This is a genomic window from Micromonospora sp. NPDC006766 (assembly GCF_040636055.1).
Classification (GTDB): Bacteria; Actinomycetota; Actinomycetes; order Mycobacteriales; family Micromonosporaceae; genus Micromonospora.
In genome coordinates, this window is sequence record NZ_JBEYIX010000002.1 from 322,372 (window position 1) to 335,541 (window position 13,170).

A 13,170-nucleotide genomic window follows, 5' to 3' on the forward strand; every position below is an offset into this window, starting at 1 on the left:
ACGCATGCAGGTCGTACCAGCAAGTGTCCAGGATCGGCACCCCAGATGGCGCGCAGGCCGCCCTCCCTCGACGATGGGGATGAACCGGGGGGACCTCCGGTAAGCCCCAGCGGCCTACCGCCTGCGAGGACCTCGCCGCCGTGGCACTGACCAGGACGCCGGGCGGGTTCGGTCAACGACCACCACCGCGAATCACCTCCGCAACGGTACGCAGCACAATCTTGATGTCGAGCCAAAGCGACCAGTTCTCGACGTAGTAGTTGTCGAACCGCGCCCGGTCGGCAATGGGCGTGTCACCCCGCAGCCCACTGACCTGCGCGAGCCCGGTCAGCCCCACCGGCACCCGGTGGCGCATCGCGTACCGCGGATATTCTGCGGAGAACTTCTCCACAAAATAGGGTCGCTCCGGCCGAGGTCCGACCACGCTCATCTCCCCACGCAGGATGTTCCAGAGCTGCGGCAGCTCGTCCAGGGACGCCCGGCGCATGAACCGCCCGATCGGCCCGACCCGCAGGTCGTGCGCGATGGACCAGTTCGTCTGCGACTCGTGCTCGTCAGCCGGGCGCATCGACCGAAACTTGATCACCTTGAACGGCTTGCCGTATCGGCCGATGCGTTCCTGATAGAAAAAGATGCCCCGCCCGCCTTCGAGGAAGGTGGCGATCGCGCAGAGCAGAAGCAGCGGGCTCAGCACGACCAGAGCCACGGCGGCGAAGAGCACGTCCGACGCGCGCTTGATCGCCCACCGCGGGCCGGAAAAGGTGAGATCTCCGATCTGGACGATCGGGATCGCGCCGACATGGTCCGGGTAGCGGCCGTGGGACCGGGATCCCCAGAGGCGGGGGACCGCCCAGAGGTCGCAGCTCGAGGTGGCGGGGCGGAGCAGGAACTCCATGAGCGTCGGCTCCGGACAATCCGGGTCGGCGATGACCAGGACGTCGCACTCCAGCAGGCCAGCGAGTTGTTCGAGGTCGTCGAGGGTGCCGATCAATGGAGCCGAGCCGACGCCCTGCCGCGACCGGGCGTCGACGCAGCCGACGAAGCGCAGGCCGTACCGGGGATAACGCCGTAGCAGCCGGGCGAGCTCCACGCCGATCGGACCGCTGCCGATGATGATGGCGTTGTGCTCCACCCAGCGGCGCTTTCGCGCGATGAGGATGAGCTTCCTGTTGACCGCACGACCGAGGACCACCAGGCCGGCGGAGAGCGCGACGTCCTGCATGAACCCGCTCACGTACGGCACCGAATCGTGACGTTCAGCCGCGATGATGGCCACCACCGCGGCGGAGGCGAGCAGCCGCCCACAGAGGCTCGGCAACTCGTCCAGGAAACTGAGGTGCCGACGGGCCCGGTAGAGGCCGCCGGTCGTGAAGAGGGCCACCGTGAGGCCGGCGTTGACCAGCGTCCCCCGCCAGTAGCTCTGGGTCATCAGCAGCGGGGCGAGCAGCGCAACGACATCGATGGGGGCCGTCACCATCCAGGCCCGCAACCCGCGCGTCCGCTTCGAGGCCCGCGAGCCGGCGTATGGGAGCACGGCTGTCGTGTCCAGACCGGAACGCATGGCGGTGGTGCCCGGCCGCTCAGTGGCCAACCGTCCGGCCGGAAGTACGGCGACTATGTCCTCGTCGCCCGCCTCTTCCGCCGAAGACGCCGCGGGCTGCCGCACGGCTTCGTCGGGCTGCACAGTGGACTTAGCTGGATCTTTCGTCGCCGATTGCCCTGACATGGTTGATCCTCCCCCGTGACCGCCCGAGGGCCGTAAGAGGCAGGCCTCGGGCGATCGCAGGATACGATCAGGCCGGCCGCGCCGCCAGAGCCGGCACGGCAGACCAAGACCCTACTTTCCGGCGGAAAGAATCTCCGGGACGGAGTCGCGGCGCACCGCGTCGAAGAGCACCTTGGCCTTCGCCATGTCGGCGAACACCACGCTCTCGGTGCCGACCCGGCCCGTTCCCTTCACCGGGCAGGTGGAGAAGGCGAGGTTGCCGCCGCGCAGATGGCGTAGCTCCATCGCCAAGTCCACAAGCGACATCGACTTGTCGACCGCCACCGAGCTCGCGGTGGCTCGAACGAACGAGTTCAGCTTCGTGGGACTGCTCAGGGTGCCACCCGAGGCCGCCTTGTCCAGGATCGCCTTGATCACCTGCTGCTGGTGCCTGATCCGCGCGAAGTCGCCGTCCGCGAAGGAGTAGCGCTCGCGCGCATAGTCCAGCGCGGCCGCCCCGTCCATGGTCTGCCGGCCCTTACGGAACTCCCGTCGGCCGTTCTTGTTAAGCGAGTGGGTCGAGGTAAAGCTCTGCTCAACGTCGATCTCGATCCCGCCCAGGGCATCGACGATCTCCTTGAACCCGGCGAAGTCGACCATCGCCACGTGATCGATGCGTACGCCGGTGAACTTTTCCACGGTCTGCACCATCAGCGGCGGGCCGCCCCACGCGTACGCCGCGTTGATTTTGGCGTCGCGACCGCCCCGGCCCTCCTTGGAGAGCGGAATGGGGATCCAGGTGTCCCGCGGGATCGAGATGAGCTGCGCGCTCTCCCGGTCCTTGGGCAGGTGAACCAGGATGATGGTGTCGCTGCGGGAGCCGCCGGTGCTCTCCGGGTCGCGGGAGTCACTGCCCAGGATCATGAAGTTCATCGCGCCCTTGGCCACGACCTCCGGACGCGACTCCTCGGGCACGTCCGTGAAGGCGTCAACGCGGTCGATGGAGGACTCGACCGAGCGGTAATACAGGCCGCCCGCGATGAGGCCACCACCGACGAGCAACACCACCACCAGCGACACGATCAGGGCGATACGCCGGCCGCGGCGGCGACGCGGAGCCGGGGCGGACGGTTGCTCCGTGTCGTCGGATTCCACTTCGGACGTCGAACGGCCCATGTCGTAGTCGGCGAGCTGCGGTCCATCTGACATGTGCGCGATGCTACTGACTCGGCCACCGACACGGCGACCCTCGTCCGATCGGTCGGCTCCGGCCAGCCGACCGGAACATGCCCTCTCCCGCGCTTGTCCGGCGCCCTCGCCTCCGGCAGCATCGACCGGCGTGACCGAAGGTAGCGCTTTCAGCGACCCGCCGCCCTCCGCTGTGGACGGTGGCCGGCCCGCTCGGCCCGGACCGGGCCGCCGCCGCGCCGCCCCCCGCCCCCGCCGCTGGCTCGCCGCCGGCACGGTCGGCGCGCTCGCCGCCCTGCTCGGCGTGGCCCTCGCCGTACGCGGTGGCGCCGCCCCCGCCTGCGCCGCGCTGCCCGGGGCGCTCACCGGACCGCCGCTCGGCGACACCGTGCACACCGGCAAGGCGACCTTCTACGACTCCAACGGGGCCGGCGGCAACTGCTCGCGACCAACCGCGCCCGCCAACCGGCTCTACGTCGCCCTCGGCCCCGACGAGTACACCTCCGGCGCGGCCTGCGGCGGCTACCTCGACGTCACCGGCCCGAAGGGCACCGTCCGGGTCCTCATCATGGACCAGTGCCCCGAGTGCGAACCCGGCCACCTCGACCTCTCCGCCCAGGCGTTCGCGCGGATCGCCGACCCCGTGCAGGGCATCGTCAAGGTCAGCTACCGCGCGGTGGTGAACCCGCCCCTGCCCGGCCCGCTCACCTTCCGCATGAAGGAGGGCGCCTCGCAGTGGTGGTTCGCCGTCCTCATCGGCGACCACGGCAACCCGCTGCGCACCGTGGAGGTACGGCAGGGCGGCACCTGGCGCGCGGCCGTCCGGCAGGACTACAACTACTGGCTGATCGACGCCGGCGCCGGCCCCGGGCCGTACACCATCCGGGTCACCGACGAGTACGGCCACCGCGCCACCGCCACCGGCCTCCGGATGCTCCCCGGCCAGGTGCAACACAGCACCGTCCGGATGTACGGCGGAACCGCCACCGCCACCGCCACCGCGTCGCGGTCGGCGACGCCCAGCCGCTCGCCGTCCGCCCGGCCGAGCCCTCGGCCGGGCGCCTCGATTAGCCCGCCGACTGTTTCGCCCGCCACATCGGTGGCGGTCGTCGCCCCACCGACCGCCGCCGACGTGGTACGCGCCGGCTGCTGAGGGTGTGCTGCCGGTGTCATACAGACCTGATGACGCAGACGACTCACGGCCCGCATCCTGACACCGGCCCGACCGGCCACGGTCAGGCCGCCGCGCCGTCCGCCAGGTCGAGCCACATGAAGACCTCGTCCCGGTCGTCGCCGGGGGCGAGGCGCAGCGCGGCCGGCAGCCGGCCCACCTCGCGGTACCCGAGCCGGCCGTAGAATTCGCCCAGGCCCAGGCCGTCCCGCACGGTCACGTGCAGCGCCGCCAGGCCCAACTCCCGGCCGATCCGCTCGGCCTCGCGCATCAGTGCCGCGCCGTACCCGCGGCCCTGCGTGTCCGGGTGCACCATCACCCGCTTGAGCGTCCGCCAGTGGGTCGTCAGGTGGAACCGGTTGTCGCAGATGGCCAGAATGCCGACGAGGCGGTCCCCCTCGTACGCCGCCAGCAGCCGGTCCGGACCGTCGGTGATGCCCGCGAAGCCCGCCTCGGCGACGGGCCGGACCTCGGCGGCGGTCACCGGGGCGACGAAGCCCACCGCGCCGCCGGCGTTGGTGACGTCCAGCCAGAGGGCGACGATCTGCTCGCGCAGCTCGGCGGTGAGCACGGGGTCGAGGACGAAGCGCAGGTTCACGCCGGCCATCCTGCGCGAATGGCGCGGCGCGAACCCACCTTCGTGACCTTCACGACACCACCTGACGCGGCGCGCCAGATAAATGTAGGGCCGACGGGATTCGAACCCGCACTGGTGCGGACCTAAACCGCATGCCTCCTGCCGAGTTGGGCTACGGCCCCTTCACGGTGAACACCGTCGTCTTCCACGGCCATTCTGGCCGGCGCCGCAGGCGTCTGCCAATCGGGAAGCCAGTTGGTGTCACAGCCTTCGGATCGTAGACCACATCCGGAGCCACCACAGCCGGGCGGCGGTTGCCGGCGTAGGTGGCGGTCTGGCTGTGACAGTTCGGGCAGAGCAGCCGCAGGTTCTGCGGGCGGTTGTCGAGGAAATCACCGTTGATGTGATCGACCTGCAGGGTCAGCGCCGCACCTTGCCAGGTGGCGCCGATCCCACAGGCCTCGCACTCCTCGGGCAGCCCGATCGCGGCGAGCGCACGTTTCAACCGCCGCCCTGGAACCCGACGACTGTCCTCCGGCTGCCTGGCCAGCAACGCCGTCACGGGCATGCGTATCCCTCGTCCGCCCTTGTTGTGTGCGTTGCCGGTGAAGTGCGATGTGTCGATGCCGAAGCGTTTGAGCTGCCGGCTGATGTGGGCGTGCGATCCACCGCTGATGCGTACCCCGAGCAGCCGCATGACCTCGGTCACGCTGCGGGCCCGCGCCGCCGCGTCCGTCGACATCTCCGGCGTGTATTTGTACCGAACCATTCACGGACCGTAGCGGCCGGGTGTGACAAGTTCAGTCCAGGCCGAGGTCGCGGCGGAGCTTGGCGACGTGCCCGGTGGCCTTGACGTTGTAGAGCGCCCGTTCGATCTTTCCGTCCTCGTCGATGACGAAGGTCGAGCGGATCACCCCGGTCACGGTCTTGCCGTAGAGCTGCTTCTCGCCGTACGCGCCGTACGCGGTCAGCACCGCCTTGTCGGTGTCGCCGACCAGGGGGAAGGTGATGGCGTCCCGGTCGCGGAACTTGGCCAGCTTCTCCGGCTTGTCGGGGGAGATGCCGACCACCTCGTAGCCGGCGGCCTGGAGCGAGGCGAGCGAGTCGCGGAAGTCACACGCCTGCTTGGTGCAGCCGGGCGTCATGGCGGCCGGGTACGCGTACAGGATGACCTTGCGGCCGCGCAGGTCGGCCAGGGTGAGCGTGCCGCCGCTGTCGGTCGGGAGGCTGAACTCGGGGGCGGGGTCGCCGGGGCTGAGGCGGTCGGTCATGGCGGAGACGATACCGCCACACTGCCGCCCGGAGGCGGTGGCGACGCGCCGACCGGACCGGTGGCGACGCGCCGCCGCGTGATGATCACCATGGCTTGTTGCAAGGGATTGGCAACAGCGCTCGGCCACAAATAAGCTCACCGGTGTCGGCGTGGATCGTCCCGCCGCGCCCCGGGAGGTCGCGTGGAAACCCTGGCGATGCACATCTCGAACGGGATCATCGACGGTCCCGTCGCCGCGATCTTCGCGGCCTTGGCGCTCGCCGCGCTCGCCTTCTGCGTGCTGCGCGGGCGTCGTGACCTCGACGACCGGCTGGCGCCGATGGCCGGCCTGGTCGCCGCGTTCATCTTCGCCGTGCAGATGCTCAACTTCCCGATCTTCACCGCGGGGGTCAGCGGCCACCTGCTCGGTGGCGCCCTCGCCGCGCTGCTGGTCGGCCCGTGGGTGGGGGCGCTCTGCGTGGCCGTGGTCCTGGTCGTGCAGGCGCTGGTCTTCGGCGACGGCGGGGTGGCCATGCTCGGCCTCAACATCACCAACATGGCGCTCCTCGGCACCGCCGCCGCGTACCTGCTGATCGCGCTGCTGCTGCGGGTGCTGCCGCGTACCCGGGTCGGCCTGGGCGTCACCGCCTTCGTCTCCGCGCTGGTCAGCGTGGTGGTCGCCAGTCAGGGCTTCGTCCTGCAGTACTGGCTGGGCGGCACCACCGACCTGGGCGGCAACCTGGCCGGGCTGGCCGGCACGATGGCCGGCGTCCACCTGCTGATCGGCATCGGCGAGGGCCTGATCACCGCGACCACCGTGGTCACCGTCGCCAAGGTCCGCCCCGATCTCGTGTACGCGCTGCGTGCCCTGAAGCCGGCCACGCCGGTGCCCGCCGTCCCGGTCGCCGGAGGTGCCCGATGAGCAAGCGTTCCTGGCCCTTCCTCCTCGGCGGCCTGCTGGTCGCCCTGTTGCTCGCCGGCGTGGTCAGCAACTACGCCTCGTCGCACCCGGACGGGCTCGACGCGTCCCTGTTGAAGGGCTGCACGGTCAACGCCGACGACGAAATCACCGGCGGCAGTTGCCCGGCCCAGCAGGCGAAGGAGCACGAGCTGGGCGGCCCGCTGGCCGACTACGGCGTCCGGGGCGTGTCTAACGGCTTCCTTTCTACCGGCCTGTCCGGCGTGATCGGCGTGCTGGTCACCTTCGCCCTGGCCGGCGGCCTGTTCTGGCTGACCCGCCGCCGTGGCACCGCCGCGTCCGCCGATCGCACCGGCGATGCCGGCGCGGCACCGGAACCGGCCCGCGCCAACCAGGCCGGCTGAGGAGGTACGCCGTCGTGGGCGCCGGGCACGCGCACGTGCTCTACCGCGAGTCCACCTCCCCGGTGCACCGCCTCCCGCCCGAGGTGAAGATCGCCGCGATGGTGCTCTTCACCGTCATCGTGGTCGCCACTCCCCGGGTGGCGTACTGGGCCTTCGGCGGGTACGCCCTGCTGGTCGCCGCCGTGGCGGCGGCGGCCCGGGTCGGGCCCCGCTGGCTGCTCAGCCGGGCGCTGATCGAGCTGCCGTTCGTGCTCTTCGCGTTCGCGCTGCCGTTCCTCGGCGCGGGGGAGCGGGTCGAGGTGGCCGGGCTGAGCCTGTCCGTGGACGGCCTGCACGGCGCGTGGAACATCCTGGCCAAGGGCACCCTCGGCGTACTGGCGTCGCTTCTGCTGGCGGCGACCACGACGACGCGGGACCTGATCGTCGGCCTGGACCGGCTGCGCTGCCCGCAGATCCTCACCCAGATCGCCACCTTCATGCTGCGCTACCTGGACGTGCTGGTGGGCGAGGCCCGGCGGATGCGGGTGGCCCGGGTGTCCCGGGGTGACGACCCGCGGTTCCTCTGGCAGCTGCGCGGCTTCGCCGCCGGGGTGGGTGCGCTCTTCCTGCGTGCCTTCGAGCGCGGCGAGCGGGTCTATCTGGCGATGGTCTCCCGCGGCTACTCCGGGCGGATGCCGGCGGTGTGGCAGGGGGCGGGGACGGCCACCGCCGGGCAGTGGGCGGTCGGCGCGACCGTCCCGCTGGCCGCGGCCGCTATCGCCGCCGTCGCGGTCGTCCTGACATGATCGGAGACGTGCCCATGCCTGCCTCCCTGGACGTACGCGGCGTCCGGTACGCGTATCCGGACGGTCATGTCGCCCTGCACGGGGTGGACCTGACCGTGCCGCGCGGGGACCGGGTCGCGCTGCTGGGGCCGAACGGCGCCGGCAAGACCACGCTGGTGCTGCACCTCAACGGCATCCTCACCCCGACCGAGGGCACGGTCAGCGTCGGCGGGTTGACGATCAGCCGGGACCGGAGCACCCTCGCGGAGATCCGCCGCCGGGTCGGCATCGTCTTCCAGGACCCGGACGATCAGCTTTTCCTGCCCACCGTCGCCGAGGACGTGGCGTTCGGGCCGGCGAACCTGGGGCTGCGCGGGGCGGAGTTGGCGGCCCGGGTCGACGAGGCACTCGCTGCGGTGGGGATGAGCGAGCACCGGGACCGGGCGCCGCACCACCTCTCGTTCGGTCAGCGTCGCCGGGTGGCGGTGGCCACCGTGCTGGCCATGCATCCGGAGATCCTGGTGCTCGACGAGCCGTCGTCCAACCTCGACCCGGCGGCCCGGCGGGAGCTGGCCGAGATCCTGCGGGCCCTGCCGGTGACGCTGCTGATGGTCACCCACGACCTGCCGTACGCGGCGGAGCTGTGTGACCGTTCGGTGATCCTGGACGCGGGCCGGATCGTCGCCGACGCCCCCACCCCCGACATCCTCACCAACGAGCCCCTCCTGAGGGCCCATCGCCTAGAACTCCCCTACGGCTTCGACCCCCGCGCCACACTTCGCGCTTGATCGCGCGCGGCCGGTAGCGCGGAGGTGGGTCGAGGCGGGCGGGGGCGGGCGGCGCGGGCGGCCGCGTGGAGGCGGAGGAGGCCGGCGGCTAGGGCGCCGGCGCCGGTGGCCAGGGCCAGCACCACCAGGAGACGGGCCAGGGGCGCTGGGGCGGCTACCGGGGCCACCGAGCGGGACAGCACGGCCAGGTTCGTCGCCCCGGCGAAGAGGACCAGGGCGGCCCCGGCCAGGGCGAGCGCGAAATCGGCGGCTGCCCGGCGGGCCAGCGCGTACCCGCCGGCGGCCAGCGCGCCGAGCCCGGTGAGCAGCGTCCACAGCTGCCCGCCGACCAGCCCGAGCAGCACCCCGCCCACGCCTTCGGCGCCGGCGTCCAGTGCCCGGCCCACGGTGAGCGCCACCGTGGCCGCCCCACCGAGGGCGAGCAGTGCGCCGACCGCGCGCAGCGCGCGTACGCCGGCCGCGGTGCCGGCCGGGAGCGGCCCGGCCGCGCCGATGAGCAGGAAACCGAGCGTGGCGGCCACCCACCAGGGGTACGCGTCCGGCGGCGGCACCCAGTCCAGGGTGCCGCGTACCTCGATCGTTTCGTCGCCGGCGCGCAGCGGCACCACCCAGTCGCGGATCCGCTGCTGCCGAATCGGGTCGGAGCCGACCTGCGCCGGTGGCGTCGACTCCAGCCAGAGCGTCCGCTGGTCGTGCCAGCGGGCCGACGGCCCGTCGGAGATCCGCCGCCAGTTCGGTGCCGCCGCCGGGTCGGCCTCCGGCGGCAACTGGGTGTCGCCGGCGATGGTGCGGTTCAGGTACGTGGCGGGGGAGCGGCTGTTCTCGTACACCCCGCCGGGCCCGATCCGCAGGTACGGCTCACCGGAGTAGCCGTACACCTCGATGTCCCGTCCGGTGCGGTTGGTCAGCTCCAGCCGGGCCCCCGCCTCGATCATCCGGGCGGTGAGACCGGGCCGGGCGGGGCTGATCGCGGTGACCTCGGCCCGGTAGTCGGTGCCGTCGGGGGCGTCCGCGGCGTGCGCCGCGGCCGGCGTGGCGGGGACGAGAAGCGCGGCGAGCGCGGCGGTGACCAGCAGCCCCGCCCGCCGCAGTGGCACCCGGATCACTTGCCGGCCGCCGCCACCGCCGCCTTGATCCCCTCGGGGCTTTTCTCCGTGTCCTGGAGTTCCCTGCCGTTGACCTTGATGGTGGGGGTCCCGGTGACGCCCGCCCGGCTGGCGTCGTCGGTGACGTGCGCGGTCCACGACTTGAACGTGCCGTCCTTCACGCAGGAGCTCATCGCGTCCCGGTTCACCCCGACGCTCGCGCCGATGTCGATCAGCTCGGCATCGCTCAGCCCGGCGCTGTTCTCCGGCGGCTGCTTCGCGAAGAGCGCATCGGTGAACTCCTTGAACCGCGCGCCCTCGGCGGCGCAGCCGGCGGCGGCCGAGGACCGGGTGGAGTACTGGGTGCTGGAGAAGCGGTTGAGGTAGGCGACCGGGTGGAAGACCACCCGCACCTTGTTCGTGTTGATCAGCTCAGTGATGGTCGAGCCGTTGGTGTCCTGGAAGTTCTTGCAGGCCGGGCAGAGGTAGTCCTCGTAGAGGTCGACGGTGACCGGGCCCTGGCCGATGACGATGCCGGTGCCCTCGTGGTTGGCGCCCGCCGGGGCGGTGTAGGTCTTTGACTGCTGGCTGTGCCAGACGGTCCAGCCGATCAGCCCGGCGATCACCAGCAGCGCCACCACGCCGATCGAGGTCCAGATCGTCCTGGTACGCCGCTTCTCCCGGGCGATCTGCTCCCGGACCACGCGGGACGCGTTCTTCCGCCCCTTGCGACTACTCATCCTCGTCCTCCACGGGTGGTTCGCCCGCCAGCCAACCGTCCAGCGCGAACGGGGTGCGGGGCCAGATCAGCAGGAACCCGGCCAGCGCCAGGAATCCCAGATCCCGGAGAATCTCCGGAAGATAGGTCGGGGCCTGGCCGGCGGCGAGTTGGCCGCCGCTGCCGAAGCACCCGCAGTCGATGGCCAGGCCGCGGGCCCAGGCCGAGGCGATGCCGGCGATGAAGACCACCAGCAGCGCCGCGGAGACGCCGGCGACCAGCCGGGTGGCCAGGCCGGCGAGCAGGAGTACGCCGAGCGCCAGCTCCACGAAGGGCAGCGCGGCGCCGATCACGGTCGCCAGGTCGTACGGCATCACCTGGTAGGCGTTGACCGCCCGGCCGGAGGCGGGCAGGTCGCCGACCTTGGTGGCGCCGGCGAACAGCCAGACGGCGGCCAGCCCGAGTCGGACGGCGACGCCGAGCCAGGGCCGGAGGGCGTGCCAACGGCCGGCCCCGGTGCTGGTGCTCGCTGCAGTCATGATCATTAGTCGTCCCGGCTCCGAGAAAAGTTCCGTCAACCGGCCAGCGCGAGGTCCGGCGCCGGAACCCGCCCAGCGTCGTGCCCCACGGGAGCGGGGCCGGTGGAGGTGTCGCGCGGGACGGGGATCACGACAGACGAGGTTACGCGGCGTACCTGCGTCCGGCAGGGCCCTTCGGCCCTTTCTATGGCCCCGCCCACGTCGGGAACTATTTCCCACCGCCTCCCGACTACCCCCTCATGACCTGCGACGACATCAGTGTGGCGCGGCTGGCGCGACGCCAGGCGCGGTGGCTGCCGGTTGCCCCCGGCGCGGGCCGCGGATGAGCCGGGCTCGCCGATCGCCGCATGTGTCAGGAAGCATGTCGGTCATGACTGCTGCCGTACCCCGCCGGCCCGTGGCCGCCGCCGACCGCCGCCCGGCCACCCGGTGGGCGACGCTCGCCGGCCTGCTGGTCACCCTCGTCGCCCTGCTGCTCGCCCCGGCCACCCCGGCCAGCGCCCACGCGGTGCTGGTGAGCACCAGCCCCACCACCGCATCGGTGGTGTCCAGCGCGCCGTCGGAGGTGGTGCTGACCTTCAGCGAGGGGGTACGCCAGGTCCCCGACAAGATCCGGGTGATCGCTCCCGACGGTTCCCGAGCCGACCGGGGCGAGCCGACGTTCAGCGGCGCGGTGGTGACCATCCCGGTCGACTCGTCCGGCGCCCGCGGCACCTACCTGGTGAGCTACCGGGTGATCTCCGCCGACAGCCACCCGGTCTCCGGCGCGTTCACCTACTCGGTGGGTGCGCCCTCCACCCCGCCGACCGACTCCGGTACGGACAACCGCGCCAACCCGGTGGTCGAGAACGCGGTCAAGGTGCTCAAGTTCGTCGGCTACCTGGGCCTGCTGCTGCTCGTCGGCGCGGCCCTGGTGCTGGCCGCGCTCTGGCCGCGCCGGCTGTCCCGGCGGGCCCCGGCCCGGCTGGCCTGGTCGGGGCTGGGCCTGCTGGTCTTCGCCACCCTCGCCGAGCTGTGGCTGCAGGTGCCCTACACCGTCGGGGGCGGCCTGTTCGACGTGACCGGCTCCGCCTTCGGTGACGTGCTGGGCAGCACGTACGGCATCGGGCACCTGGTCCGGCTCGGCCTGCTCGCCGCGGCGACGTTCCTGCTGCGGCCGCTTCTTGCCGGGGCGGTCAGCCGTACCGACGGGATCATCCTGGCCATCCTCGCCGGGGCGACGTTGTTCACCTGGCCGCTGGCCGGCCACCCGGCCGCCTCGCCCGCCCCGGCGGTCTCGGTGGTGGTGGACGCGGTGCACCTGGGCAGCATGGCCGTCTGGCTGGGCGGCCTGGTGATGCTCGCGGCCTTCCTGCTGCCCCGGGCCGACGAGCGGGAGCTGGATGCCATCCTGCCGATCTGGTCCCGCTGGGCCACCCTGGCGGTCGCCGCGCTGCTGCTCGGCGGCACCGTGCAGGCGCTGATCGAGGTGGCTACCCCGGCGGCCCTGGTCGACACCACGTACGGGCGCCTGCTGCTCGCCAAGATCGGCCTGTTCGTGCTGGTCATCGCGGTGGCGGCGTATTCTCGGTCCCTGGTGCGGCGGCGCGCCGCCGCGGGCCGTCCCGGGTCGATGCGGCGGGTGGTGGTGGCCGAGCTGGCGATCACCGCGGTGGTGCTCGGGGTCACGGCGACCCTGGTGCAGACCACCCCGGCCCGTACCGCCGCCAACGTCGCCGGCTCGTCCGACACCTACTTCTCCGCCACGCTGACCAGCCCGCTGTATTCGTTGCAGGTGGAGCTGGACCCGGCCCAGCGTGGCAGCAACTCCATGCACCTCTACGCGTACACCTCCGACAACCGGCCGCAGCCGGTGAAGGAGTGGAAGGTCACCGCCGCGCTGCCGTCGGCCGGGATCGAGCCGATCGACGTCCCGCTGCTGCCGTTCACCGACAACCACGCCTACGGAGAGGTCAACCTCCCGGCGGCGGGGCAGTGGGAGGTCCGCTTCACCCTCCGCACGACCGAGATCGACCAGGCCACGGTGACCGCCACCGTGCCGATCAAGTAACGGAAGGCAC

General features: G+C 71.9%; 14 protein-coding genes and 1 tRNA gene. 6 read left to right on the forward strand and 9 right to left on the reverse strand.

The window, feature by feature from the left end; all coding sequences use genetic code 11:
• Nucleotides 1-172: 172 nt before the first annotated feature.
• Both ABZ671_RS05280 and ABZ671_RS05285 read right to left on the reverse strand, forming a co-directional pair.
• Entirely contained in the window at nt 173-1,477 is a 1,305-nt protein-coding gene (locus tag ABZ671_RS05280) for a sugar transferase (protein ID WP_357851524.1), read from the reverse strand.
• Nucleotides 1,478-1,837: 360 nt separating this feature from the next.
• Nucleotides 1,838-2,914 carry an LCP family protein gene (locus tag ABZ671_RS05285; RefSeq protein WP_357851527.1) on the reverse strand — a complete coding sequence of 359 codons (1,077 nt, stop codon included), beginning with the start codon at nt 2,912-2,914 and terminating at the stop codon, nt 1,838-1,840.
• Nucleotides 2,915-3,044: 130 nt separating this feature from the next.
• Here ABZ671_RS05285 and ABZ671_RS05290 point away from each other — a divergent pair, with 130 nt between their 5' ends.
• Nucleotides 3,045-4,046 (forward strand): expansin EXLX1 family cellulose-binding protein, encoded by a 1,002-nt coding sequence (locus ABZ671_RS05290; RefSeq protein WP_357851530.1) that lies wholly within the window; start codon nt 3,045-3,047, stop codon nt 4,044-4,046.
• Nucleotides 4,047-4,128: 82 nt separating this feature from the next.
• Here ABZ671_RS05290 and ABZ671_RS05295 read toward each other — a convergent pair whose 3' ends face one another.
• The 4 genes from ABZ671_RS05295 to bcp form a co-directional block, all read right to left on the reverse strand.
• Nucleotides 4,129-4,662, reverse strand: coding sequence for a GNAT family N-acetyltransferase (locus ABZ671_RS05295; protein WP_357851533.1), 534 nt, complete (start codon nt 4,660-4,662; stop codon nt 4,129-4,131).
• Between the two features lie 85 nt (nt 4,663-4,747).
• Nucleotides 4,748-4,823 (reverse strand) — tRNA-Leu (locus tag ABZ671_RS05300).
• A complete protein-coding gene (locus tag ABZ671_RS05305; protein ID WP_357851536.1) occupies nt 4,814-5,410 on the reverse strand; it encodes an HNH endonuclease signature motif containing protein in 597 nt (198 codons plus the stop codon). The genes ABZ671_RS05300 and ABZ671_RS05305 overlap by 10 nt, the downstream gene beginning before the upstream one ends.
• A 31-nt stretch (nt 5,411-5,441) precedes the next feature.
• On the reverse strand, nt 5,442-5,912 hold the full coding sequence (bcp, locus tag ABZ671_RS05310; protein WP_357851539.1) for a thioredoxin-dependent thiol peroxidase: 471 nt from the start codon (nt 5,910-5,912) through the stop codon (nt 5,442-5,444).
• Between the two features lie 183 nt (nt 5,913-6,095).
• Between bcp and ABZ671_RS05315 the strand changes: the two genes are divergently transcribed.
• Genes ABZ671_RS05315 through ABZ671_RS05330 form a run of 4 tightly spaced genes read left to right on the forward strand, consistent with a single transcriptional unit; the run spans nt 6,096 to nt 8,768 of the window.
• Nucleotides 6,096-6,815: an energy-coupling factor ABC transporter permease gene (locus ABZ671_RS05315; RefSeq protein ID WP_357851542.1), complete on the forward strand. Its 720-nt coding sequence runs from the start codon at nt 6,096-6,098 to the stop codon at nt 6,813-6,815.
• Nucleotides 6,812-7,216 (forward strand): PDGLE domain-containing protein, encoded by a 405-nt coding sequence (locus ABZ671_RS05320; RefSeq protein WP_357851545.1) that lies wholly within the window; start codon nt 6,812-6,814, stop codon nt 7,214-7,216. The genes ABZ671_RS05315 and ABZ671_RS05320 overlap by 4 nt, the downstream gene beginning before the upstream one ends.
• A gap of 14 nt (nt 7,217-7,230) precedes the next feature.
• Nucleotides 7,231-8,001 carry a cobalt ECF transporter T component CbiQ gene (gene cbiQ / locus ABZ671_RS05325; RefSeq protein ID WP_357851548.1) on the forward strand — a complete coding sequence of 257 codons (771 nt, stop codon included), beginning with the start codon at nt 7,231-7,233 and terminating at the stop codon, nt 7,999-8,001.
• Entirely contained in the window at nt 7,998-8,768 is a 771-nt protein-coding gene (locus tag ABZ671_RS05330; RefSeq protein WP_357851551.1) for an ABC transporter ATP-binding protein, read from the forward strand. Before cbiQ ends, ABZ671_RS05330 begins: the two co-directional genes overlap by 4 nt.
• Here the strand turns inward: ABZ671_RS05330 and ABZ671_RS05335 are convergent.
• The 3 genes from ABZ671_RS05335 to ABZ671_RS05345 are packed head-to-tail and all read right to left on the reverse strand — an operon-like array spanning nt 8,732 to nt 11,110.
• Nucleotides 8,732-9,865, reverse strand: a complete 1,134-nt coding sequence (locus ABZ671_RS05335) for a hypothetical protein (RefSeq protein ID WP_357851554.1) — start codon at nt 9,863-9,865, stop codon at nt 8,732-8,734. The two genes, ABZ671_RS05330 and ABZ671_RS05335, sit on opposite strands and share 37 nt — an antisense overlap.
• Before the next feature lie 5 nt (nt 9,866-9,870).
• Nucleotides 9,871-10,593: a thioredoxin domain-containing protein gene (locus tag ABZ671_RS05340; RefSeq protein WP_357851556.1), complete on the reverse strand. Its 723-nt coding sequence runs from the start codon at nt 10,591-10,593 to the stop codon at nt 9,871-9,873.
• Complete coding sequence (locus tag ABZ671_RS05345) at nt 10,586-11,110, reverse strand: MauE/DoxX family redox-associated membrane protein (RefSeq protein WP_357851559.1); 525 nt, start codon at nt 11,108-11,110, stop codon at nt 10,586-10,588. Before ABZ671_RS05345 ends, ABZ671_RS05340 begins: the two co-directional genes overlap by 8 nt.
• A 370-nt stretch (nt 11,111-11,480) precedes the next feature.
• On the opposite strand from ABZ671_RS05345, the gene ABZ671_RS05350 reads away from it, so the two are divergent.
• The gene (locus tag ABZ671_RS05350) at nt 11,481-13,160 is read left to right on the forward strand and encodes a copper resistance protein CopC (RefSeq protein WP_357851561.1); all 1,680 of its coding nucleotides are present in this window, start codon (nt 11,481-11,483) and stop codon (nt 13,158-13,160) included.
• Nucleotides 13,161-13,170 lie beyond the last annotated feature (10 nt).

Coding starts and splice junctions, on each gene's coding strand:
- ABZ671_RS05320 (WP_357851545.1), top strand. CDS start 6,812: ATGAGCAAGCGTTCCTGGCCCTTCCTCCTCGGCGGCCTGCTGGTCGCC.
- bcp (WP_357851539.1), bottom strand. CDS start 5,912: ATGACCGACCGCCTCAGCCCCGGCGACCCCGCCCCCGAGTTCAGCCTC.
- ABZ671_RS05345 (WP_357851559.1), bottom strand. CDS start 11,110: ATGACTGCAGCGAGCACCAGCACCGGGGCCGGCCGTTGGCACGCCCTC.
- ABZ671_RS05280 (WP_357851524.1), bottom strand. CDS start 1,477: ATGGTGACGGCCCCCATCGATGTCGTTGCGCTGCTCGCCCCGCTGCTG.
- ABZ671_RS05285 (WP_357851527.1), bottom strand. CDS start 2,914: ATGTCAGATGGACCGCAGCTCGCCGACTACGACATGGGCCGTTCGACG.
- ABZ671_RS05340 (WP_357851556.1), bottom strand. CDS start 10,593: ATGAGTAGTCGCAAGGGGCGGAAGAACGCGTCCCGCGTGGTCCGGGAG.
- ABZ671_RS05350 (WP_357851561.1), top strand. CDS start 11,481: ATGACTGCTGCCGTACCCCGCCGGCCCGTGGCCGCCGCCGACCGCCGC.
- ABZ671_RS05305 (WP_357851536.1), bottom strand. CDS start 5,410: ATGGTTCGGTACAAATACACGCCGGAGATGTCGACGGACGCGGCGGCG.
- ABZ671_RS05330 (WP_357851551.1), top strand. CDS start 7,998: ATGATCGGAGACGTGCCCATGCCTGCCTCCCTGGACGTACGCGGCGTC.